Here is a 24666-nt window from a genome sequence, read left to right as displayed (position 1 = left end):
GCCGTTCCTTGAGCGGCTCCTTCCGCCCGACTCCCGTGATGTCTTCCCTGCCCGGAAGCGGCCTCCTGCCGCACCGAACGCATCACTTCAAGCATCCCGTTGCATCCTGCTGGAGGACCACTGCTGTCTCTCCTTGTCCCGAGCTCATTCTGGCAGAGCTGCAATGCAACACAAGCACGACCGGTGGCGCATTCCTCGCCACCTCAATCGAACGCCACAAGAGAGAAAGCCCATAAAACTCATCAATATCAATTATATAAAAAAAGACCGGCGCCTTCGGCGTCGGTCTTCCGTCTGATACTGAGTCAATATCGTCGATCAAATGTCGGCGATTTCCTACACGGAATCCCGCGAAAGGCAACCCTGGTTTACTGGCCCTTTATGGCCGAAAGCCCCGGATAGGCGGCACGATCGCCGAGCTCACGCTCAATCACCAACAGGCGATTGTACTTGGCTACCCGATCGCTACGGCACAGCGAACCGGTCTTGATCTGGCCGGCGCAGGTACCCACAGCGAGATCCGCGATAGTGGTGTCCTCGGTTTCGCCGGAGCGATGCGAAATCACCGCGGTGAAGCCGGCATCCTGGGCCATCCTGATGGCGTCCAGGGTCTCGGAAAGCGAGCCGATTTGATTGAACTTGATCAGGATGGAGTTGCCGATCCGCTCGTCGATCCCGCGCTTGAGGATCTTCGTATTGGTGACGAACAGGTCATCGCCTACCAGTTGGACGCGATCGCCCAGCTTGTTGGTCAGCGCTTTCCAGCCGCCCCAGTCGGACTCGTCCATGCCATCCTCGATGGAGACGATGGGATAGTCGTCGCACAGGCCGGCCAGGTAGTCGGTGAAGCCCTGGGCGTCATACTGCTTGCCCTCCCCGGCGAGATCGTACTGGCCGTCCTTGTAGAACTCCGAGGAGGCGCAGTCCAGGGCCAGTGTCACGTCGCGGCCCAGCGCATAGCCGGCATTCGACACTGCCTGTTTGATGACAGCGAGCGCTTCGGCGTTGGAGGCCAGGTTCGGAGCGAAGCCGCCCTCGTCACCCACCGACGTGGATAATCCTCGAGCGCTGAGCACCTTCTTCAGCGCATGAAAGATCTCGGCGCCCATGCGCAGGCCCTCGCGAAAGTTGGGGGCGCCCACCGGCTGGACCATGAACTCTTGGATATCGACGTTGTTGTCGGCATGTTCGCCGCCGTTGAGAATATTCATCATCGGCACCGGCATGCTGTACTGGCCCGGCTGACCGTAAAGCTCGGCGATATGGGCATAGAGCGGCATGCCCTTGGCGTTGGCCGCTGCCTTGGCGGCCGCCAGGGAGACCGCCAGGATGGCATTGGCGCCGAGCTGACCCTTGTTGTCGGTGCCGTCCAGCGCCAGCATGGCGTCGTCCAGGCCGCGCTGGTCGCGGGCATCCATGCCGACCAAACACTCCCGAATAACCCCGTTGACCGCCTCGACCGCCTTCAGCACGCCCTTGCCGAGATAGCGGCTATTATCGCCGTCACGCAGTTCGAGGGCCTCGCGGGAGCCGGTAGAGGCGCCGCTGGGGGCACAGGCCTCGCCCACAGCACCGCTCTCCAGATGCACCTCGGCCTGGACGGTAGGGTTGCCGCGGGAATCGAGCACCTCGAGGGCACGAATGTCGACGATCTTGGTCATGCGAGTCTTCCTCAGTTGTGTCAGCGATAAAATATTATTGGATGTCGAGCGGCGCGAAGCCCTTCACCACGTCGTCGATGGCCTTGAGCTGGGTCAGGAAGGGCTCGAGCCTGTCCAGCGGTAGCGCGCAGGGGCCATCGCACAGCGCCGCATCCGGGGCCGGATGGGCCTCCAGGAAGAGGCCGGCCAGCCCCACGGCCACGCCCGCCCGAGCCAGCTCGGCCACCTGCTGACGGCGGCCATCGGCGCTGTCGGCGCGCCCTCCCGGGCGCTGCAGCGAATGGGTGACGTCGAAGAACACCGGGCGGCCGGTCTGCTTCATCTCGCCGAAGCCGAGCATATCCACCACCAGGTTGTTGTAACCGAAGCTGGAGCCGCGCTCGCAGAGAATCACTCGGTCGTTGCCGGCCTCCTCGCACTTGCGAATGATGTGGCGCATCTCGTGGGGAGCGAGAAACTGGGGTTTCTTTATGTTGATCACCGCCCCGGTCCGAGCCATGGCCACGACAAGATCGGTCTGACGAGCCAGGAAGGCGGGCAGCTGGATGATATCGGCCACCTCGGCCACCGGCGCGGCCTGCCAGGGCTCGTGAACATCGGTGATGATCGGCACCTGGAAGCGGGACTTCACCTCAGCGAGGATTTCGAGCCCCTTCTCGAGGCCCGGGCCGCGGTAGGAGTGAATGGAGCTGCGGTTGGCCTTATCGAAGCTCGCCTTGAAGACATAGGGCATGCCCAGCCGATTCGTTACCTCGACGTAGGTCTCGGCAACCTCCAGGGCCATCTCGCGGGATTCCAGCACGTTAATGCCGCCGAACAGCATCAGCGGCAACGAATTGCCGGCCTGAAGGCCGGCAATGGAAACATGTCGTTCGGGTGCGCTCATCCGGCTCACTCCTGGTGGGAGGACTGGGCGCGAGTGCGCGCCGCCTTGTGCTCCAGCGCCGCGTTGACGAAACCGGTAAACAGCGGGTGGCCATCGCGGGGGGTGGAGGTGAACTCGGGATGGAACTGGCAGGCCACGAACCAGGGATGGTCAGGCAGCTCAACCATCTCCACCAGGGAGTTGTCGACGCTCTTGCCGGACACCAACAGGCCCGCCTGCTCGAGCTCCTCGATAAACTGGTTATTGACCTCATAACGGTGCCGATGTCGCTCAACGATCTCGTCGCTTCCGTATGCCTGCCGGGCCTTGCTGCCGGTTTTCAGGCGGCATACCTGGCCGCCCAGTCGCATAGTGCCACCCATGTCGGAGGCCGCGTCGCGCAGTTCGATCTTACCTTCGGGGGTGATCCACTCGGTGATCAGGCCCACCACTGGATGCTGAGTGTCATGGGTAAACTCCGTGGAATCAGCGTCTTCCCAGCCGGGCAGGCTGCGGGCGAACTCTATCACCGCCACTTGCATGCCGAGGCAGATCCCGAGATAGGGAATCTTGTTCTCCCGGGCGAATCGCGCCGTGGCGATCTTGCCTTCAACGCCGCGCTCGCCGAAGCCGCCGGGCACCAGGATGGCATCCTTGCCGGCCAGGCGATCGGTGCCGTGGCGCTCGATGTCCTCCGAGTCGATGTAGTCGACGTTGACCTTGACCCGGGTCTGGATGCCGGCATGGATCAGCGCCTCGTTGAGCGACTTGTAGGCGTCGAGCAGCTCCATGTACTTGCCGACCATGACGATGTTGATCGACTTGAGCGGGTTGAGCTTGGCGTCAAGTACCTTGATCCACTCGTTGAGATCGGCCTCATCGGCCGTGAGGCGCAGCTTGTCACAGACGATCTCGTCCAGGCCATACTCGTGGAGCATCAGCGGGATGCGATAAATGGTGTCGGCATCCTGCAGCGGGATGACCGCGCGCTCTTCCACGTTGGTGAACAGCGCGATCTTGCGGCGCTCGGTCTCCTCGAGCTCTACCTCGCTGCGGCAGATCAGGATATCCGGCTGGATACCGATGGAGCGCAGTTCCTTGACGCTGTGCTGAGTCGGCTTGGTCTTGGTCTCCCCTGCCGTCTTTATGTAAGGCACTAACGTAAGGTGCATGAAGAGTGCTCGGCTGGCTCCTAACTCGCTCCTGATCTGGCGAATCGACTCCAGGAAGGGCAGCGACTCGATGTCGCCCACGGTGCCGCCAATCTCCACCAGCGCCACGTCGAAGCCCTCGCCCCCCTCATACACCCGGCGCTTGATCTCGTCGGTGATATGGGGAATCACCTGCACGGTACCGCCCAAGTAATCGCCGCGACGCTCCTTGCGCAGCACATTCTCGTAGACGCGGCCCGTGGTGAAGTTGTTGCGCTGGGTCATCTTGGTACGGATGAAGCGCTCGTAGTGACCCAGATCGAGGTCCGTCTCGGCGCCATCCTCGGTGACGAATACCTCGCCGTGCTGGAAGGGGCTCATGGTGCCCGGATCCACGTTGATGTAAGGGTCGAGCTTGAGCATGGTGACCTTGAGGCCGCGCGCCTCGAGAATCGCCGCCAGCGAGGCTGACGCGATGCCCTTGCCAAGAGAGGACACAACGCCGCCGGTCACGAAGATATATCGTGTCATGGAGAACCTGTCGAAACGTGATCATGAGGCTCGGCAGAAAGCCGCACCAGAATGGGACGACAGACTAGCAGAATACGACCAATGGCTCAATTTCGGCCAACCGCCCGGCGGTTGGCCGAAGAAGACTCAGACGCCCAGATAATCGAGGATGCCCTCGGCGGCCTGGCGTCCCTCGTAAATAGCCGTCACCACCAGGTCGGAGCCACGCACCATGTCGCCGCCAGCGAAGATCTTCTCGTGGGTGGTCTGGAACGGCAGAGCGCCATGCTCCGGCGCCTTGACCCTGTCGCGCTCGTCGATCGCGATACCATGGTCGTTGAACCAGGCGGGCGGGTCGGGCTGGAAGCCGAAGGCGACGACCACCGCGTCGGCGGGAATCACCTCCTCGGACCCCGGCACCACCTCAGGGCGACGACGGCCGTTCTCGTCCGGCTCGCCGAGGCGGGTGCGCACCACTTTCACGCCTTCCACCTTGCCCTCGCCCACCACCGCCACCGGTTGACGGTTGAACAGAAACTCCACGCCCTCCTCACGGGCATTGGCTACCTCCTTGCGCGAGCCCGGCATGTTCTCCTCGTCGCGGCGATAGGCGCAGGAGACCTGGGTGGCGCCCTGGCGAATCGCGGTGCGGTTGCAGTCCATGGCGGTATCACCACCGCCCAGCACCACCACGCGCTGACCCTTGAAGGAGATGTACTCGGCAGGGTCCTTCTCAAAGCCCAGGCAGTGGTTGACGTTGGCGATCAGGTAGTCGAGCGCCTTGTGAACCCCGGCCAGGTTCTCGCCGGGGAAGCCGCCCTCCATGTACTTGTAGGTGCCCATGCCCATGAACACCGCGTCGTACTCATCGAGCAGCTGCTCGATGGTCACATCGCGACCTACCTCGGCATTAAGGCGGAACTCGATGCCCATCTCCTCGAACACCGCCCGACGACGCTCCATCACGCTCTTCTCGAGCTTGAACTCGGGGATGCCGAAGGTCAGCAGGCCGCCGATTTCCGGATTGCGGTCGAACACCACCGGCTTCACGCCGTTGCGCACCAGGATGTCTGCGCAGCCCAACCCCGCCGGCCCGGCGCCGATAATCGCCACCTTTCTATCAGTCCAGGTTACCCGGGACATGTCCGGGCGCCAGCCCATGGCAAAGGCGGTATCGGTGATGTACTTCTCCACCGATCCGATGGTCACGGCACCGAAGCCATCATTGAGAGTGCAGTCCCCTTCGCAGAGTCGGTCCTGGGGACAGACCCGACCACACACCTCGGGCAGCGAGTTGGTCTTGTGGGAAAGCTCGGCGGCCTCGAGGATATTGCCTTCGCTGACTAGCTGCAGCCAGTTGGGAATGTAGTTATGAACCGGGCACTTCCATTCGCAGTAGGGGTTGCCGCAGTGCAGGCAGCGGTGGGCCTGGCTGGCCGCATCCTGGGGCTTGTAGGGCTCGTAGATCTCGGCGAACTCCCGCGAGCGGGCGCGGGCATCCTTCTTCTGCGGGTCCTGGCGACCCACGTCGATAAACTGGAAATCGTTGCTCAGACGGTTTGCCATAATGCTTCTCCTGGAAATCCTGTCGGCCGCCCCGGCTCGGGCCTGGAGTCCGCCGGGGCGATATTCACCTGTCGTCGAGGGCACCAACCGGACTGAAGCCACCTGCCTCATCCCGGCTGACGCCGCGGCCATTCCGGCTGACGCCGATTCGTTACTCGGGCTGGCGCCGGGGCTCACTCATTCCGGCTGACGCCGCCTCTTATTCCGGCTGACGCCGGGATTGGGCCAACAGGCTGTTCAGGCTTGCCGCCTTGGGCTTCACCAGCCAGAAGTGGCGAGTGAAGTCGCTGAAGTCCTCGAGAATCGCGTGGCCCCGCGGGGAATCGGTCTCGGCAACGAACTCTTCGATGACCTCGCGCAGGTGGCGACGATAGGCCTCCATGGTTTCCGTGTTCACGCGGTGGATCTCAACCAACTCGTGGTTGTACTTGTCGACGAAACTGCGGTCCTCATCGAGCACATAGGCGAAGCCGCCGGTCATGCCCGCGCCAAAGTTGACCCCGGTCTCGCCGAGCACGCAGACCATGCCACCGGTCATGTACTCGCAGCAGTGGTCACCGACTCCCTCGATCACCGCATGAGCGCCGGAGTTACGCACCCCGAAGCGCTCGCCGGCGGTGCCCGCCGCGAACAACTTGCCACCGGTGGCGCCGTACAGGCAGGTGTTGCCGACGATGGCCGTCTCGTGACTGGCAAAGCGACTGCCCTTGGGCGGGGTAATCACTACTTTGCCGCCGTTCATGCCCTTGCCGACATAGTCGTTGGCGTCGCCCTCCAGATAGAGGTTGAGACCGCGGGCATTCCATACACCGAAGCTCTGGCCGGCCACGCCGGTAAAGCGCGCGGTCACCGGGGCATCCTCGAGTCCCGCCTCGCCATAGCGCTTGGCGATGGCACCAGACGTCAGCGCCCCCACGCTGCGGTCGCAGTTGGTGATGGTGAAGGCAACCTCACCCCCGGATTTCGCCTCAATGGCATTCTGGAAAGCGGCCAGTACCTCCTGGTTCTTGGCGCCCGGATCATGGGGCACATTGCGGCTCACCTGGCAGAACTGGGGAGCCTCGGCCGGCACGAAGTCGTTGCCGAGCAGCGGAGTCAGGTCGAGCTTGCGCTGGGAGGCGGTCACCCCCTCGAGCACCTCGAGCAAATCGGTGCGACCAATCAGGTCGGTGAGCCGGCGCACGCCAAGCAGGGCCATCAGCTCGCGCACCTCCTCGGCGATAAAGCGGAAGTAGTGTTTGACCATATCGACGGTGCCACGGAAGTGCTCGCCGCGCAGGTAATCGTCCTGGGTGGCCACGCCGGTGGCACAGTTGTTCAGGTGGCAGATGCGCAGGTACTTGCAGCCCAGAGCGACCATGGGCGCGGTGCCGAAACCGAAGCTCTCGGCACCAAGGATCGCCGCCTTGACCACATCGAGGCCCGTCTTGAGGCCGCCGTCAGTCTGCAGGCGAATCTTGTCACGCAGGCCGTTGATGCGTAGCGCCTGATGTACCTCGGGCAGACCCAGCTCCCAGGGAGAGCCGGCGTGCTTGATGGAGGTCATCGGACTCGCCGCGGTGCCGCCATCGTAGCCCGAGACCGTGATCAGGTCGGCATAGGCCTTGGCCACGCCGGTGGCGATGGTACCGATGCCGGGCTCGGAGACCAGCTTCACCGAGACCAGGGCATCGGGATTGACCTGCTTGAGATCGAAGATCAGCTGGGCCAGATCCTCGATGGAGTAGATGTCGTGATGCGGTGGCGGCGATATCAGGGTCACGCCGGGCACTGCGTAACGCAGCCGGGCGATCAGCTCGTTGACCTTGCCACCGGGCAACTGGCCGCCTTCGCCCGGCTTGGCACCCTGGGCCACCTTGATCTGCAGGACCTCGGCATTGACCAGGTAGGCCGGCGTCACGCCGAAGCGGCCGGAGGCGATCTGCTTGATCTTGGAGGAGCGGATGGTGCCGTAACGGGCCGGATCCTCGCCGCCCTCGCCGGAGTTGGAGCGCCCTCCGGCCTCGTTCATGGCCTGGGCCAGGGATTCATGGGCCTCAGGCGACAATGCCCCCAGCGACATACCGGCGCTATCAAACCGTGGGAGCAGATCTTCAACCGCCTCAACCTCCTCAAGCGGGAGCGGTTCGGCGGCCGGCTTGAGCCTCAGCAGGTCGCGAAGCGTCGCCGGGGAACGCTCGTTGACCAGGGCGGCAAACGTCTTCCACTTGGCATAGCTGCCTTCCTGCACGGCCTGCTGCAGCGACATCACCACGTCGGGGTTATAGGCGTGATACTCGTGGCCGTGGACGTATTTGAACAGCCCGCCCTGGGCAATGCCCTTGCGCGGCGTCCAGGCGTCGCGGGCCAACCACTCCTGCTGCAGCTGCAGCTCGGCGAAGCCGGTGCCCTGGATGCGCGAAGCCATCCCGGTGAAGCACAGCTCCATCACCTCATCGGCCAGGCCCACCGCCTCGAACAGCTGAGAGCCGCGGTAGGAGGCCAGGGTCGAGATTCCCATCTTGGAGAGGATCTTGAAGAGCCCCTTTTGCAGACCCTTACGGTAGTTCTCACGGGCATCGGCGGGATTACCGGTGAGCTCGCCGGTGCGCTGCATGTCGGCCATCACCTGATAGGCGAGCCACGGGAAGACCGCGGTCGCCCCCACCCCGAACAGCACCGCCATCTGGTGGGCATCGCGAGCATAGCCGGTCTCCACCACGATGTTGGCCCGAGGGCGCAGCGCCAGCCGACCCAGGTGGTTGTGGACGGCCCCAACGGCCAGAGCGGCATGGATCGGCAGCTCGCCACGCGCGAGGGTGGCGTCGGATAGCACCATGATCACCTTGCCGGCTCTTACGGCCTCCTCGGCCCGACGGCAGAGCGCCTGAAGCGCCGCCTTCAATCCCATCTGTTCCGGGTCATAGCCCAGGCTCAACACCTGACTGGCGAAGGCGGGATCTTCCTGTTCTACCAAGGCGGTGAACTTGCGCGGCGACAGCACCGGCGTGGTCAAGATGATGCGGTGGGCGTGTTCCGGAGTCGCCTTGAAGACGTTGCGCTCGGTGCCGATGCAGGTCTCCAGGGACATCACGATCGCCTCGCGCAGCGGGTCGATGGCCGGGTTGGTCACCTGGGCGAACTTCTGGCGGAAGTAGTCGGTGAGAAGCCGCTGCTTACCGGAGAGCACCGCCATGGGCGTGTCGTCACCCATGGAACCCACCGCCTCCTGGCCGCTCTCGGCCAGCGGGCGCAGCATCTGATCGCGCTCCTCGAAGCTCACCTGGAACATCTTCTGGGCGACGTTGAGGGCGTCGACGTCCATGTTCTGGAAACTGGCCAGTTCGGTCAGGGCCGACTCGAGGTAGTGGGCCTCCTGCTTCAGCCAACGCTTGTAGGGATAGGCCGACTTCAGGCGCGCGTCGATGTCACTGGTGTGCAGGACTTCACCGGTCTCTGTATCCACGGCGAGAATCTGTCCGGGGCCCACTCGGCCCTTGGCCACCACATCCTCGGGCTTGTAATCGTAGGTGCCGATCTCCGACGCCAGGGTGATAAAGCCGTTCTTGGTAATCACCCAGCGGGCCGGGCGCAGTCCGTTACGGTCGAGCATACAGAGCGCCTGGCGGCCGTCGGTCATCACCACACCGGCGGGGCCGTCCCAGGGCTCCATGTGCATGGAGTTGTACTCGTAGAAAGCGCGCAGATCGCTATCCATCAACTCAACGTTCTGCCAGGCCGGCGGCACCATCATGCGCACGGCACGGTGTAGCTCCATGCCACCCGTCAGCAGCACCTCGAGCATGTTGTCCATGCTCGAGGAGTCAGAGCCGACGGTATTGACGATCTCGTCGAGCCCTTCGATGTCGGGCAGGCGCTCGCAGACAAAATTTTCCTTGCGGGAGTTGGCCCAGCCGCGGTTGGCCTCGATGGTGTTGATCTCGCCGTTGTGGGCCAGCAGCCGGAACGGCTGAGCCAGAGGCCAACGCGGCGCGGTATTGGTCGAGAAGCGCTGATGGAAGACGCAAATGGCGGTCTCCAGGCGTTCATCACCCAGGTCACGGTAGAAGGCCGGCAGGTCTACCGGCATCACCAGCCCCTTGTAGGAGACCACTTCCGCGGAAAGCGAGCAGACATAGAACTCCGGCTCGTCTGTCAGGGTCTGCTCGGCCAGGCGGCGAGCCATGAACAGGTCAACCTCGAAGGTCTCGGCGCTCCCGTTCTTGCCCGGCTCGACAAACAGGTGCCGGATCCGCGGCAGGCACTCGAGGGCCATGGGGCCACAAACGCTGGGGTCCACCGGCACGTCGCGCCAGCCGCGAATCACAAGGCCGCGGGCTCGCAGCTCTCCCTCGAGAATATCGCCGGCTTTCTCGGCGCGGATGTCGTCGTCGGGCAGGAACACCACGCCCACCGCAAAGCGCTCGCCCAGTTCGACATTGAGAGCGTCATGGGCGGCCTGGCGCATGAAGACGTCTGGCATCTTCAGCAGCAAACCGCAGCCGTCACCGGTCTTGCCATCGGCGGCAATGCCGCCGCGGTGGGTCATGCAGGTCAGCGACTCGATGGCGGTCGTGAGCAGCTGGTGGCTAGCTCGGCCCTCCATGTGGGCAATCAGGCCGAAACCGCAGTTGTCACGGAATTCGCCGGGCTGGTGGAGACCTCTGTTCATTGGCGCGCCTCGAAGATAGGGTGTTTTTTCTGCAGCCGTATCGTGATACGGTTTCAGGTTTTATTTTAATTTTGTGCCTTGGTATGGACGACGGAGCTGCACGGCAAAAGGCCGTCCAGCATAGTCAATCGGCCCGGAAATGCGCAACGTTGCGACCACCTGCCCAGACAAAAAATACCCAAAAATCCGCTACTTGAAAAAACAGGCCAATCAAAAAAAGCACGCAACTCAACAACTTGCAAATGGCATAGACGTAATTTCAACGGCCCGAGCGCACTATTAGACTTTAGCTGCATTCGGCGAGACCGCTCCATGCTGATAACGCATATGGCATGCGGATTATCGCCTGGAGAGGGGAGCAAAGAGGAGCTCGGCGACAAACGCCGCCCACCAATGACGACGCCCGCAAACCATCGTGCGGGCGTCAGAACTCAGGTCGAGATAGCAGAACCAGCGGAGCGTCAGGCGCGTGGGAACGCTTCGATCAGGGCTTCCAGCAGCTCGGGCGTCGTCTCGTGGGAGAGGCAGGCATCGCCCAACGAACGCAGCAGAATCAGTCGCAACCTGCTATCGATATTCTTCTTGTCCAGACGCATGCGGACCAGGAAGTCCTCCACCGACATATCGGCAGGCACCGACAGCGGCAGAGCCGCCGCCAAAAGAATATCTCGCACCCGAGACACCTCGGCCTCATCGAGCCAGCCAAGCCGGGCCGAAAGCTCAGCCGCCATCAGCATACCGGCTCCTACCGCCTCCCCGTGCAGCCACTTACCATAGCCCTGGTGCGCTTCGATGGCGTGACCGAAGGTGTGCCCCAGGTTGAGCAGCGCACGCACGCCCTGCTCGGTCTCGTCCTCGGCGACGATCTCCGCCTTCAAGGCACAGCTGCACTCGATGGCACGGATCAGTGCCATCGGCTCAAGGGCGCGCAGGTCCTCCATGGCGCCCTCAAGCCAGCCAAGAAAGTCGGCGTCGCGAATCAGACCGTACTTGATCACCTCGGCGAGCCCCGCCGAGAACTCCCGCGCCGGGAGCGTCTCCAGGGTCTCGGTGTCGATCAGCACCGCCCGAGGCTGCCAGAAAGCGCCGATCATGTTCTTGCCCAGCGCGTGGTTGACCCCGGTCTTGCCGCCCACCGAAGAGTCCACCTGGGAAAGCAGCGTGGTGGGGACCTGGATGAAGGCCACGCCGCGCTGGTAGCAGGCCGCCGCAAAGCCGACCATGTCCCCGATTACCCCGCCGCCCAGGGCGATCAAGGTGCAGCGGCGATTGAAGCCCGCCTCGAGGAGGGCGTCCCAGATGCGCGACACGCTTTCCAGGGTCTTGGTGGCCTCGCCGTCGGGTAGCACCAGCTCGCGCACCTCGGCGTCGGCAGGCAGCGAGGCTCGGCAGCGCGCGAGATACAGAGGTGCCACCACCTCGTTAGTGACGACCATGACCTGACGGCCGGCCAGCCAAGGAGCCAATGCGTCCGGCTCACCCAGCAGACCGGGGCCAATATGGATGGGATAGCTGCGCTCGCCCAGGGATACCTCGAGGGTACGGGAACCGATGGGAGTCTCGCTCATGGATTTATGCCTTGCATTGGAGGGGGTCGACCAGCCGGGTGACACGCCTGACGATATCGTTGACCACGGCCCGGGGGCCACGGCGATCGGTGCGCACGGTGACATCGGCGGTGGCACGGTAGAGGGGGTCGCGCACGCCGAACATCTCGCGCAGCACCGCTTCCTTGTCCGGCCGCTGCAGCAGGGGCCGGTTGCGATCCTTTGCGGTGCGCCTGAGCTGTTGCTCGACGGTGGTAAACAGGTAGATGACGGTGCCACGCTCGCGCAGCATCTGGCGGTTCTCCTCGCGTAGCACAGCACCACCGCCGGTAGCGATCACCACGCCCTCGAGCTGGGTCAGCTCATCGATCATCTGGGTCTCACGATCGCGAAAGCCGGCCTCGCCCTCCACGTCGAAAATCCACGGAATATCGGCGCCGCAGCGCGCCTGAATCTCGTGGTCGCTATCGAAGAAGTCGCGAGAAAGTTCGGCCGCCAGGAGGCGGCCGATGGTGCTCTTGCCGGCCCCCATGGGGCCGATCAGTATCAGGTTGGGTAGTGCCTGCATTAGCGAAGGACCACTCCCTCATCCAGTATTCTAGGGGTGATAAAGACCAGTAACTCTACCTTCTCGTTGCTCTGCTGGGTATAGCGGAACAGTTTTCCCAGTACCGGCAAGTCGCCCAGGAAGGGAGTTTTGGATAAGCTGCTAAGCTCCTCCGTCTGCAGAATGCCGCCCAGCACCACGGTCTCCCCATTATCGACCAGCACCTGGGTCTGGATCTCGTTCTTGTTGATTGGCGGCTCTTCACCGACCCTGAACTCGCCGAAGGTGTCGTTGGTGATATTGACGTCCATGATGATGCGGTTATCCGGGGTGATCTGCGGGGTCACCTCCAGCGACAGCACCGCCTCCTTGAACTCGACGGCCGAGGCACCGCTGGCCGCCGCTTCGCGATAGGCCCGCTCCTGGCCCTGCTTGATCACGGCGGTACGCTGGTTGGCGGTAATCACTCGCGGCTGGGAAATAGTATAGCTCTTACCCTCGCTCTCCAGAGCTCTCAGCTCCAGGTCAAGCAAAATATCTCCTGAGAGATAGCCGAAGGCAAAGCTGGTCATAGGATTAGCTCCACCCAAGTCCACCGCAAGCCCACCCCGCTGGAAAACCTCTCCATCAGGAGTGTCATAAAAGCCTGTAAACTGACCCCTGCTTTCACGCTGGCCTAAGAAATCATCACCAAAGGTCGCCCTGGGAGCACCTGCTGAAGAACCACCGAGATTAAATCGACTACTGGAATTACTCGACATGCCCCAGTTGACACCCAACTCACGAGAGGCGCTGTCGCTGGCGATGACAATTCTCGCCTCGATCTGCACCTGTCTCACCGCCACATCAAGGCGGACCAAGGTACGCAGGATCTCGTCGATCTGGTCGGCGGTGTCCTGTATCAGGAGGGTGTTGGTGCGCTGATCCACCGCTACCCGACCCCGCTCGGAAAGCAGACCGAAGCCACCTTCAACCCTGAGAAGCTCTGCCAGGTCCTCGGCTCGCGCATAGCGCACTTGGACATACTCGCTTGTCAGCGGTGCCAGGGTTTCAATCTGCTCACGAGACTGGATCTCGAGCTGCTCGCGCTGGGCCAGCTCGGCCGCCGGGGCCACCACAATCACGTTGCCCTCCTGACGGCTGGCCAGACCGTGGCTCTTGAGCACCAGGTCAAGGGCCTGATCCCAGGGCACATCCTCGAGGTTGAGCGTCACCCGCCCCTGGACGCTGTCGCTGGCCACCAGGTTGAGTCCGGTAAAATCGGCGATAATCGCCAGCACCGAGCGCACCTCGATGTCCTGGAAATTAAGGGTGATGCGCTCGCCGGTGTAGGAGAACTGCTCGCGGACTCGCTGTTCGCGCTCCTGCTGGGTCACCGGCTGGGCCTCGATGGTCAGCTGGCGGCCGCTCTGTGTAGAGACCATGGCATAGTCGCCAGCCCCTTCGATCTCGAGGGTCACACCGTCGCGGCCCCTCCGAGGAGTGACGCGGCGAAGCGGCGTGCCGAAGTCGCTGACGTCATAGACTTGGTCCAGAGAGACCGGCAGCTCCACGCCCCGCAGATCGGCGGTGATCCGGTTGCGGCCGCTTTCGCGAACCCGGGCATCCACTCCAGCGCGGTCGAAGGTGACCACCAGGCGCCCGGCGCCGCCCTCGCCGCGGCGGAAGTCGATATTCTCGACGCTGGGGCCACTCGCGACGGTTCGGCTGGGGGCCGGCTCGCTGGCAACCGGGGCCGGAGAAGACGCGGAAACAGGCGCCACCCCGGTATCGGCCGCACCGCCACCGATGGCCAGGCGCAGACGATTGCCCTGCTCACGGGTGTTATAGGGCAGCGGACCTTCGAGATCGAATACCAGCCGGGTGCGAGAGCCGGCCTCAAGCGCGGTGACCCGCTGCACGCCGCCAATGCCCAGGGCATAGTTGCGCTGGCCAAGGCGGTTGGCGGTCTCCATCAGGTCAATCGTCAACCGCGCCGGATCGTCGAGACGGTAGCCGCGCACCTCCGGTACCGGGCCTGCGAATGACAGGTCAACCTCCAGCTCTCCTCCGCTGCCTTGCCGGAAGTCGAGCCCCTCAAGAGACGTGGCCGCCAGAGCGCCGACGGAGACCGTCAGCAGTAAGAGTGTCGCAAATCCGCGCTTCATGATCGGTAGCATTGTTCCCTTCCCCCTTACGCACTGTTCATTCCACCTGGCGCGATGATGATGTGTCCTGACTCAGATACTTATCAAAGTGTGACCTGCCGACTGCGCTCTACCCACTCACCTCGCTCCATGACCAGCTCGACAAGCAGGATGGAACTCTCGGTAATGCCGACGATTCGGCCATGATCGGTTCCGAGATAGCTACCTGTTCGTAAACGATGTACCTGACCTTCCGGAGAGCGCACCAGCGCCGAGGGCTGTCCACTCACTGTCAGGGTGCCCACCAGCTCGAGTTCGCTTAAATCGTAGGCTTCCAATGGCTCGCGCTGGCGATCCACCGGCGGGGCGAGACTCCCCCCAGAGGGCGCTTCGCGCTGCTCATCGACCTGACGTGGAACAAAAGGGCTGCGTTGGTCCGATGCTAGATAGCCCACCGACTCATAATCCGGAATATCAGGCAGCTGCACATCAGCTGTCGGCCCAGGATTGCTTCGAATGTCGGCGAGCTCACGATCTAGCGCCCCCAACTGAGGATCGGCACATCCTGCCAGGCCCAGCAGCAGCGCGGCGACCAGTGCCGCCAAAATACGGTTGGCATGGATCATTGCGTGCCCTCCTCACTCTGGCGGTAGCTGTAGGTCCGTGCCAGCATCGCCAGCCGCAGGCGCTGGCTGTCGCCATCATCGACCACCAGCGTCATGTCATGGAGAGTCACAATACGCGGCAGACTGGCCACATCAGCCAGGAAAGTCGCGATGCGGTGGTAGTCGCCCTTGACCTGAATATCGAAGGGGCGCTCGGTGTAATGCTCATCCGCTATGGGATCACGCAGACGGAGAAAGTCGATGGAGAGCTGGTTATCGATCGCCGCCTCACTGATGTTATCGAGGAGCGACGGCACCTCGGCGCCGGTGGGCAACATCTCGCGAAGTACCTCCATCCGGCTCTCAAGATTTTGCATATCCTCACGCATCGCCTCCAGGTTAGCCGCCTGAGCCGCCTTGCTGCGGTAGTCGCGGATCAGCTGCGCCTCCTGGCCTCGCACGCGGTCCAGCTCTTCCTTGGCGGGTGACGCCAGGTACCAATGCATGCCAAAAACGGTCACGCCCAGCACCAGCAGGCAACAAAGCAGCTGCAGGGACCAGGGCCAAACGCCGGCTTCCTTGATATCCAGTTCTCGCCAGTCCAGCTCACGCAGACGACGCATCTCTCCCTTGAGGCTCATGAACCCTCCTCCACCGAGGCCTGGCTTTCCTCACTATCTTTCACGGCTGCGGGGAGCTGCTGATTCATGCTAAGACTAAAGCGGCGCTGCTCGCCGCCCCCCTCGGCCTCCACTTCCGAGAGTACCGGCACCGTGAAGGAGTCCGCGGCATCCAGGGCCCTTAGCTGGTCGGAAACCTGGCGATTGTTCTCGGCTAAGCCGGCCAGACGCAGGCTATTACCCTGCCGATTGAGCTGGGTGTAGTACACACCGTCCACCAGACTGGTCGTCAAGTCGCCGAGCACGTGAACGGTCTGTGCGCGCCCCATCTGCAGCTCGGTAAACACACGCACCTGCTCCAGCATCTCCTCGCGGATCGCCTCCAGCTCGCTGACCTCGCGAATATCATCATCGAGCTGGCGACTCTGATCTTGGATATGGGCGTTGCGCTGCTGCTGGGAAGCGGTTTCCTGCTCGTAGTACCAGGTCAGTCCGTAGCCGCCTCCGAGGCCAAGCACAGCGGCCAACCCCAAGGTCACGAAGAAGCGCTTGCTGCGGCGAGCGCGAAGCTCCTCGCGCCAGGGCAGCAGATTGATCTCGATCGTCATCAGCGGGACCTCATCGCCAGGCCGCAGGCGGTCAGCAGCGCCGGAGCATCACCGGAAAGCGTCTGCACGTCGATGCGAGTGTTGACCTTCATCCGCGCCAGGGGGTTGGCGATGGAGACCTCCATGCCGCTCTCCTGTGCCAGCCGCTCGGCCAGGCCCGGCAGCATGCTGGTGCCGCCAGCCAGCACCATACGGCGCACCTCCTGCTTGCGGCCCGCGGTATAGTAAAGTTGTAGCGAACGCCCGACCTGCTGTACCAGGGTATCCAGGAAGGGGTCTAGCACGCTGCGTTGATAGTCCTCGGGCAGACCACCACGCTTCTTGGCAAGGCCAGCCTCATCAAGGTTCAGGCCGTAGCGGTTGCGGATCTCATCGGTAAGCTGGCGGCCGCCGAAAACCGTGTCTCGGCTGTAGACGACACGCCCGTCGCGCAGCACGTGGAAGGTGTTCATCGTGGCGCCAATGTCCACCAGGGCGACGCAGTCCTCCTCACCGGCCAGCTGAGGCAACTGATGGCGCACTTCGGTGAAGGCACGCTCCATGGCGAAGGTTTCAACGTCCACCGCCGCGGGGGTCAACCCTCCCTGGATCAGGGCATCAGTCAACTGACTGACATCCTGCTGGCGACATGCCACCAACAACACATCCTGTTGGTCGGCGTAGCGCGCGTTGAGACCCAGCCGCTGAAAATCGAAGGCAACCTCGCTGAACGGAAACGGAATATGTTTGTCTGAGTCTAACTGGATGCGGGTTTCGATTTCGTCGTCGCTGAGCGAGGCGGGTAGAATCAGTGTCTTGGTAATGGCAGCGCTGGCGGGCACAGCCACCACGGCGCGTAGGGAATGAGGCTTGGCCTGCTGCACCGCGCGGGAGAGGGCATCTACTACCTCCCCCATGTCTTGAATTCGCCGTTCGACCACGGCGCCTTCTCGCAAAGGCCGCACCGCATAGCTTTCAACCTGATAGCTGGCGCCAGCGCGCCTGAGTTCCACGAGCTTTACGGTTGCCGAAGTGATATCGACACCGATCAATCCCTTGCTGGATGCTCCGAATCGCATCTCGATCCTGCCCTTGCTGATCCATGCGGATTGCCGCTTGTTGTTACGCTCACCCCTCAAAACAGGAGGCGGCTGAGCCCCGAGGACTGACTCCTGTAAGTTGAGGTTACATGATATTGCCGATCCCGACACGGCTAACCGCAAACCCGCTCCCTCAACGCTGGTGACCCCTTGTCTAACTTCCTATAATAGCGTTTCAATCTTTTCAACGCATCGCCATCGACACGCCTCAGTTCTCTGCATGGATACTGCCATTTCATGATGTTTATCAGAACGTTGCTTTTTTCCCTGTTCTGGCTGCTGATATCACTCACCGCGGCCGTGACCCTGGGGGTGGTGGGCGCCGCCCTTTACTTCGCCCCTGGGCTGCCCGATGTGCGCCAGCTTCAGGACTTTGAGCTTCACTCCCCCCTGCGCATCTTCACCCGAAACGGCAAGCTGATCGGCGAGTTTGGTGAGGAGCGCCGCATGCCGGTTGATTTCGACGAGATCCCGGAGGACTTCATCCAGGCGCTGCTGTCTGCCGAGGATGCCAACTTCTTCGAACACAGGGGGGTCGACCCCAGGGGCCTGGCCCGCGCCGGCCTCGAGCTGGCCTCCAGCGGCGGGGAGATTCAGTCGGGGGGTTCCACCATCACCATGCAGGTGGCGCGCAACTACCTGCTGACGCTGGACCGAACCTTCACGCGCAAGATCCGCGAGATCCTGCTGGCGCTGCAAATGGAACAGGTACTCCCGAAGGAAGAGATTCTTGAGCTATACGTCAACAAGATCTTCCTCGGCAACCGCGCCTACGGTATCGCCGCTGCCGCAGAGACCTACTATAACCGGCCACTGGCCGATCTGACCCTGGCCGAGAAGGCGATGATCGCCGGCCTGCCGAAGGCACCCTCGGCCTTCAATCCGCTAGCCAACCCGGAGCGCTCGCTGATCCGCCGCAACTGGATTCTTTACCGCATGCGGGAGCTTGGCTATATCGATCCGGTCACTTATGACGAGGCGGTCCAGGCACCGATCACTGCCCGTGGCTATATCGCTCGGACCGAGGTAGACGCCGACTACGTTGCCGAAATGGCCCGTCAGTTCGCTGTGGAGCGCTTTGGCGATGAGGCTTATACCGGCGGCTATCGCATTCACACCACTCTGGACGGCGACCTGCAGCCCTTTGCTCGTAGCGCTCTGGCCAATGGCCTGATCGCTTACGATACCCGACACGGGTGGCGGGGCGCTGAGGAGCGCGATCTCCCCGCCAGCCTGGTGGAAGCCCAGGCGCGAACCGACCGGCGTGGATTGGAAGAAGAACTGGACGAGTCTCCCGAGATCCTGGAGACCGCCCAGCTAGCCGCTGAGCGCAGTCAGACGGAGATCGAGGGCATCGAGGGAGACGTCAGCAACTGGTTGCAGGTGCTGGAGCGCACGCCGGGCTTCGGCCCGCTGCAGCCCGCCATTGTGGTGGAGAGCAGCGGCCGCGAGATGCGGGTACTAACCCGCGGCGGGGAGTTGCGCACCATCGCATGGGATGGCCTCTCTTGGGCACGCGCCTATCGCAGTGCGCAGTCACGCGGCCCGGAGCCCGGCTCCGCTGCAGAGATCGCCGCCAATGGCGATCTGGTACGCGTGCTGGAACTCGAGGATGGCAGCCTGCGCCTGGCCCAACGCCCCGATGCCGAGGGCTCTCTAGTGGTAATGGATCCCGATACCGGCGCCATTCTGGCGCTGCAGGGCGGCTTCAGCTTCCAGGCCAGCAAATTCAACCGCGCCGTTCAGGCCCAGCGCCAGTCGGGGTCAATCTTCAAACCCTTCGTCTACCTGGCAGCGCTGGACAGCGGCCTGATGACCGCCGCCAGCGTGGTCAACGATGCTCCGGTGGTGATCCAGGACGGCAGCAGCGAGCTATGGCGCCCGAGCAACTCCAGCGGTGATTTCCTCGGCCCGACCCGTCTGCGGGTAGCGCTTGCACGCTCGCGCAACCTGGTCACCATCCGCGTGCTGCAACAGGTAGGGCTCGATGCCACCATCGACTTCCTCGAGGGCTTCGGCTTCGCCAGCTCACGTCTACCCCGCGGGCTCTCACTGGCACTGGGCAGCGCCAACCTGACCCCGCTGGAGATGACCAACGCGTATGCGGTGCTGGCCAACGGCGGCTATCAGGTCGCCCCCTGGTTCATCGAACGCGTCACCCGCGGCGATGACGACACGCTGATCGAGGAAGCCACCCCAGCGGTGGTGTGCCGCGACTGCCGCAATGGCCAGACCGAGGTCGAAATCGACGGTCGCCGGCATCCGGTGGCCCCGCAGGTCGTGGATCCGATATCCGCCTACATCCTGACCGACATGCTGCGCGACGTGATTGAAAACGGCACAGGCCGCGCCGCCCAGTCTCTGGGCCGCAGCGATATTGTCGGCAAGACGGGCACCACCAACAACCAGCGGGATGCCTGGTTCGCCGGCTATAATGCCGAGCTGGTGGCCACCGTATGGGTGGGCAAGGACAACAACGAGACCACTGCCGAGTACGGCGCCAACGCCGCCTTGCCGATCTGGATCGACTTCATGGGGGATGCCCTGGAAGGCCGTCCTGAGGCAAAACACGAACGTCCCGCCACCCTGGTCACGGCTAGGGTCGATGCCGATAGCGGCCGCCTGCTGCCCGACGGCTACACCGGCGGCATCAGCGAACTCTTCCATCCGGACCACATGCCCAGCTTCCAGTCCCGCCGCGTCGAGAGTGAGGTGGAACAGCACAGCGGCTCTCAGGGTACGGGGTCCTACGAGGCGATCTTCTGAGCCGCTGCCTTACACGACACAGGAGCGACGCACNCAAGAAGGCCGGCCCCATGGGGCCGGCCTTCTTGTTGATCACTGGTTGTTGGCAGCGGTCAGGTCAAACCGTTACGGCGTCAGATACCGTAGACGTCGTCCACGCTCTTCAGGGGATAGTGGGACGGATAGGGCCGACGCGCCACACCGGAATCCACCGCCGCCTGGGCCACCGCCGAAGTAATTCGCTCGAGCAGGCGAACATCCACCGGTGTGGGAATGATGTACTCAGGACCGAAGCTCATCGTCTGCATCTCGTAAGCGTCCAGCACCACCTGGGGCACCGGCTCGCGGGCCAGGTCCTTGAGGGCGTGAACCGCAGCGACCTTCATCTCCTCGTTGATACGGGTAGCACGCACGTCCAGCGCCCCGCGAAAGATGAAGGGAAAGCCCAACACATTGTTGACCTGGTTCGGGTAGTCCGAACGACCGGTGGCCATGATCACATCGGGGCGCACTTCGCGGGCCAGGTCCGGGTGGATCTCCGGGTCCGGGTTCGTGCAGGCAAAAACCACAGGATTGGGCGCCATCTTGCGGATATGGTCTGCCGTCATCAGTCCTGGCCCTGATAGCCCAACGAAGACGTCGGCACCGTCGATGGCATCGTCCAGGGTGCGTTTGTCCGTGTCGACGGCAAACATCGACTTGTAGGGGTTAAGATCCTCGCGACCGGTATGAATAACGCCTTTGCGATCCAGCATTACCAGATTTTCGGCTCGCGCACCGCAAGCCACCAGCAGCTTCATGCAGGCGATGGCCGCCGCGCCGGCTCCCAGGCAGACGATATTCGCCTCTTCCAGGCGCTTGCCGGCGATCTCCAGGGCGTTGAGCATACCCGCCGCAGTCACGATGGCGGTGCCGTGCTGGTCATCATGGAAAACCGGAATATTGCACTGCTCGATCAGCGCCTGTTCGATCTCGAAGCACTCAGGCGCTTTGATATCCTCGAGATTGATGCCACCCCAGGTATCGGCAATGCGCGCCACGGTATCGATGAAAGCCTGGGGACTCTCGGAGTTGACCTCGATATCCACGGAATTGATGCCGGCGAATCGCTTGAAGAGTACGCCTTTACCTTCCATAACCGGTTTACTGGCCAGAGCACCAAGATTGCCCAGCCCCAGAATAGCGCTGCCGTCGGAAATCACTGCCACCAGATTGCCCTTCCCGGTGTAGCGGTAAGCGTTCTCGGGGTCGCGGGCGATTTCGCGCACCGGCTCGGCCACGCCCGGGCTATAGGCCAGGGCCAGATCCCTGGCGGTGGCGGTGGGCTTGGTCAGTTCAACGGAGAGCTTTCCGGGGATTGGCTTGGCGTGATAATCCAGCGCTGCCTGTCTTGCGTCATTCATTCAGATACATTCCGGTCAGGGTGGAATCATGACACTACGATATAGAAAAACGTCCCATTGCTCAAGCTGATGGAGTTTCACGCCTGTTGCATGCTCGTTTGACGCCGATACCGGATATTTGCAGCAACTGATGGCCGAAAACGTGGCCACGACCCTTCGCTTATCGCCCTCCTCGGGCTGCAAATAGCAACGTTATCCCTCTATAACGAGAAAACCCGCCACGGTGGGCGGGTTTATCGACGGTCTTGAGAACGACGTGATCAGCGTTTGATTGCAGCACCGAAACGCTTGTTAAAGCGTTCGACACGACCACCAGTGGTCGCCTGCTTCTGCTTGCCGGTGTAGAAGGGGTGGCACTCAGAGCAGACGTCCAGTGAAAAGTCATGGCTAGAGGTGGAGCCCACCTCGAATTTAGCGCCGCAGGAACAGGTCACATTGACCGTCTTGTATTCGGGATGGATACCTTGTTTCATCTTGTGCCTCGTTGAGCTGTATGCCGCCACCTGATCTGCTGCCAGGCACCGCATACGGATTGTCTATCGGTCGCGCCGGTGGCAGGCGCGAGTGCAAACCGGCTGTACTACCCTCGCCGAACTAGGCAGGCAAGGAGGGCCGGCATTCTAGCAGAGCCAAACCCGGAGGCCAATTGCCCACTTCGACTTCTCCCCCCCGCGTGCTGGGGATAGCAGTTTCCTCGCCGCTGCGACGCCTGTTCGACTACCGTCCTGGTGGCTCGGCCCCGCCCGGAGGCTGGGCACCGGGGCTGCGCGTACGAGTACCGTTCGGCCGGCGCGAGGTGGTGGGTGTGGTGATGGAGTGCCGCGAACGCAGCGACCTGCTACTGACCGAGCTCAAGTCTGTCAGCACCTGCCTGGACTCGGCCCCGCTGCCCGCAGACTGGCTGTGGCTATGTCGCTTCACGGCTCGCTATTACCAGCACTCCCTGGGGGACACCCTCCACCAGGCGATGCCGGTACTGCTGCGACAGGGGCGCGCCCTGGAGGGACGCACCCGGGAGCGCTGGCAGCTCACCGCGGCGGGACGCGACGCTCCTGCCGAGGCCCTGGCCCGGGCTCCTCGCCAGGCCGAACTGCTGGCAATGCTCGACCAGCACCCTCACGGCCTGGCCACCCAGGCGATTCTGGCCCAGTCGTTTTCCCGCGAACAGCTCAAGGCTCTGGCGGCAAAGGGATTAGTGGACTCTCGAGAAGAGCCTCTCACCGCCCGCTCTCAGCCGGACGCCGACCACCTGCTGGCCGACCCCGCCCTGCCGCTCAACCGCGAGCAGGCCGTGGCGCTCTCGACCCTGCATGAGCGGCTCGACGCCTACCACCCTTGCCTGCTGGAGGGAGTCACCGGCAGCGGCAAGACCGAGATCTACCTGCAGCTGATCGAGGCGGTGGTGGGCCGCGGCCGCCAGGCGCTTGTGCTGGTGCCGGAGATCGGCCTGACCCCTCAGACGCTGTCGCGTTTTCGCAAGCGCTTCCGGGTGCCGGTAGTGGCGCTGCACTCGGGGCTCACCGACCATGAGCGTCTGGACGCCTGGGAAGCCGCCGCCAGCGGACGCGCGCCCATCGTGATCGGCACGCGCTCGGCGATCTTCACCCCGCTCGCGCGGCCCGGTGTGATCATCGTCGACGAGGAGCATGACGGCTCCTACAAACAGCAGGATGGCCTGCGCTACCACGCCCGCGACCTGGCCGTGGCCCGCGCCCATCACCACGGCATTCCGCTGCTGCTGGGCAGCGCCACCCCCTCGCTGGAAAGCTTGGCCAAGGCGCGCAGCGGCGAGTGGCGCCACCTGACACTGACCCGCCGCGCCACCCGTCATGGACCCGCAAAACTGGAACTGATCGACCTGCGCGGCCGCCCCCGCCAGGGAGGGCTGATTCCGCCGGTGCTTGACGCCATCCGCGAGACCCTTAACGCCAACCACCAGGTGCTGGTGTTCATCAACCGACGGGGGTTCGCACCAACGCTGGCTTGCCACGCCTGCGGCTGGCTGGCCGAGTGTGACGCCTGCGATGCGCGCATGACCCTGCACCGCCAACCGCCTCTACTGGCCTGCCACCACTGCGATCGCCGTCGCGCCCTGCCCGAGAGCTGCCCGACGTGCGGCAGTATCGATCTTCGCCCACTGGGCAGCGGCACCGAGCGCACCGAGGAGACCCTGGCCGGGCTATTTCCGAAGGTGCCGGTGCATCGCATCGACCGCGACAGCACCCGGCGACGTGACGCCTTCGAGCAGATACTGGCCGAGGTGCGCCGCGGCGAGCCCTGCCTGCTGGTGGGCACCCAGATGCTGGCCAAGGGGCACCACCTGCCCCATGTCACCCTGGTAGTGGTGGTCAACGCCGACGCCGGCCTCTACGCCAGCGACTTCCGCGCTCTGGAGCAGAGCGCCCAGCTGCTGGAGCAGGTGGCCGGGCGTGCCGGACGCGCCGCCCATCCCGGGCGCGTGCTCGTACAGACCCTGCATCCGGACGACCCGCACCTGCGCCTGCTGGCCGAGCGTGGCTACGCCGCCCTGGCCGAGCAGCTGCTGGAGGAGCGACGCGACGCGGCCCTGCCTCCCTTTCGCTTCCTGGCCCTGCTGCGGCTGGAAAGCGCAAAAGAGGAGGCCGCCAACGAGCTCGGCCGTCGCGCCGCCGGCGCCCTGCGCAGCTGGCTGACCGATGGCGAGCTCGCGGTGGACTGCCTGGGCCCGGTGCCGGCCCCCATGGAGCGCCGCCAGGGGCGCTACCATCTGCAGGTGATGCTGGGTGCCGAGAAGCGCAGCGCCCTCCACCAGGCCTGCGCCTGGTTGACCCGCTGGTTGGAAGCCACGCCCGAGGCGCGTCGCACTCGCTGGTCGCTGGATATCGACCCCCAGACGCTAAGCTGAAGACCGCCCTTTAAAGCCGCACCACAATTGCCGATAATGGCCGGCCGGGCCCATCAAGGCCTCGTTTCCATTCCCGCGCCGCGGGCAAGCGCCTCGTC

Annotated in this window: 16 protein-coding genes; 2 read left to right on the top strand and 14 right to left on the bottom strand. The window is 63.4% G+C overall.

The window, feature by feature from the left end; translation table 11 throughout:
• Positions 1 to 368: 368 nt before the first annotated feature.
• The 12 genes from eno to pilM form a co-directional block, all read right to left on the bottom strand.
• On the bottom strand, positions 369 to 1661 hold the full coding sequence (eno, locus tag ACFODV_RS09635; RefSeq protein ID WP_379758245.1) for a phosphopyruvate hydratase: 1293 nt from the start codon (positions 1659 to 1661) through the stop codon (positions 369 to 371).
• 34 nt (positions 1662 to 1695) lie between these two features.
• A complete protein-coding gene (gene kdsA, locus ACFODV_RS09630) occupies positions 1696 to 2547 on the bottom strand; it encodes a 3-deoxy-8-phosphooctulonate synthase (RefSeq protein ID WP_379758242.1) in 852 nt (283 codons plus the stop codon).
• Positions 2548 to 2552: 5 nt separating this feature from the next.
• The gene (locus ACFODV_RS09625; protein ID WP_379758239.1) at positions 2553 to 4208 is read right to left on the bottom strand and encodes a CTP synthase; all 1656 of its coding nucleotides are present in this window, start codon (positions 4206 to 4208) and stop codon (positions 2553 to 2555) included.
• 126 nt (positions 4209 to 4334) lie between these two features.
• The gene (locus tag ACFODV_RS09620) at positions 4335 to 5753 is read right to left on the bottom strand and encodes an FAD-dependent oxidoreductase (RefSeq protein WP_379758236.1); all 1419 of its coding nucleotides are present in this window, start codon (positions 5751 to 5753) and stop codon (positions 4335 to 4337) included.
• A 199-nt stretch (positions 5754 to 5952) separates the two neighbouring features.
• Positions 5953 to 10404, bottom strand: coding sequence for a glutamate synthase large subunit (gene gltB, locus ACFODV_RS09615; protein WP_379758233.1), 4452 nt, complete (start codon positions 10402 to 10404; stop codon positions 5953 to 5955).
• Between the two features lie 461 nt (positions 10405 to 10865).
• Positions 10866 to 11972, bottom strand: a complete 1107-nt coding sequence (gene aroB / locus ACFODV_RS09610; RefSeq protein ID WP_379758230.1) for a 3-dehydroquinate synthase — start codon at positions 11970 to 11972, stop codon at positions 10866 to 10868.
• 4 nt (positions 11973 to 11976) lie between these two features.
• Positions 11977 to 12519 (bottom strand): shikimate kinase AroK, encoded by a 543-nt coding sequence (gene aroK / locus ACFODV_RS09605; protein ID WP_379758227.1) that lies wholly within the window; start codon positions 12517 to 12519, stop codon positions 11977 to 11979.
• Complete coding sequence (pilQ, locus tag ACFODV_RS09600) at positions 12519 to 14645, bottom strand: type IV pilus secretin PilQ (RefSeq protein WP_379758225.1); 2127 nt, start codon at positions 14643 to 14645, stop codon at positions 12519 to 12521. The genes aroK and pilQ overlap by 1 nt, the downstream gene beginning before the upstream one ends.
• Before the next feature lie 83 nt (positions 14646 to 14728).
• Positions 14729 to 15250 (bottom strand): pilus assembly protein PilP, encoded by a 522-nt coding sequence (locus tag ACFODV_RS09595; protein ID WP_379758222.1) that lies wholly within the window; start codon positions 15248 to 15250, stop codon positions 14729 to 14731.
• Entirely contained in the window at positions 15247 to 15870 is a 624-nt protein-coding gene (gene pilO / locus ACFODV_RS09590; protein WP_379758219.1) for a type IV pilus inner membrane component PilO, read from the bottom strand. Before pilO ends, ACFODV_RS09595 begins: the two co-directional genes overlap by 4 nt.
• Positions 15867 to 16457, bottom strand: coding sequence for a PilN domain-containing protein (locus tag ACFODV_RS09585; protein ID WP_379758216.1), 591 nt, complete (start codon positions 16455 to 16457; stop codon positions 15867 to 15869). The genes pilO and ACFODV_RS09585 overlap by 4 nt, the downstream gene beginning before the upstream one ends.
• Complete coding sequence (pilM, locus tag ACFODV_RS09580; protein ID WP_379758213.1) at positions 16457 to 17515, bottom strand: type IV pilus assembly protein PilM; 1059 nt, start codon at positions 17513 to 17515, stop codon at positions 16457 to 16459. The genes ACFODV_RS09585 and pilM overlap by 1 nt, the downstream gene beginning before the upstream one ends.
• Before the next feature lie 258 nt (positions 17516 to 17773).
• On the opposite strand from pilM, the gene ACFODV_RS09575 reads away from it, so the two are divergent.
• Positions 17774 to 20302, top strand: coding sequence for a penicillin-binding protein 1A (locus tag ACFODV_RS09575; RefSeq protein WP_379758210.1), 2529 nt, complete (start codon positions 17774 to 17776; stop codon positions 20300 to 20302).
• Between the two features lie 113 nt (positions 20303 to 20415).
• Here ACFODV_RS09575 and ACFODV_RS09570 read toward each other — a convergent pair whose 3' ends face one another.
• Both ACFODV_RS09570 and rpmE read right to left on the bottom strand, forming a co-directional pair.
• Entirely contained in the window at positions 20416 to 21684 is a 1269-nt protein-coding gene (locus ACFODV_RS09570) for a malic enzyme-like NAD(P)-binding protein (RefSeq protein ID WP_379758207.1), read from the bottom strand.
• 260 nt (positions 21685 to 21944) lie between these two features.
• A complete protein-coding gene (gene rpmE, locus ACFODV_RS09565; protein WP_379758204.1) occupies positions 21945 to 22157 on the bottom strand; it encodes a 50S ribosomal protein L31 in 213 nt (70 codons plus the stop codon).
• 173 nt (positions 22158 to 22330) lie between these two features.
• Here rpmE and ACFODV_RS09560 point away from each other — a divergent pair, with 173 nt between their 5' ends.
• Positions 22331 to 24568, top strand: a complete 2238-nt coding sequence (locus ACFODV_RS09560) for a primosomal protein N' (RefSeq protein ID WP_379758201.1) — start codon at positions 22331 to 22333, stop codon at positions 24566 to 24568.
• Positions 24569 to 24666: the final 98 nt, after the last annotated feature.

It is taken from the genome of Halomonas tibetensis, assembly GCF_042643535.1.
GTDB classification, from domain to species: domain Bacteria; phylum Pseudomonadota; class Gammaproteobacteria; order Pseudomonadales; family Halomonadaceae; genus Halomonas; species Halomonas tibetensis.
The sequence above is the reverse complement of the archived record's forward strand: the minus strand, read 5'-3'. Positions and strand labels throughout refer to the sequence as shown.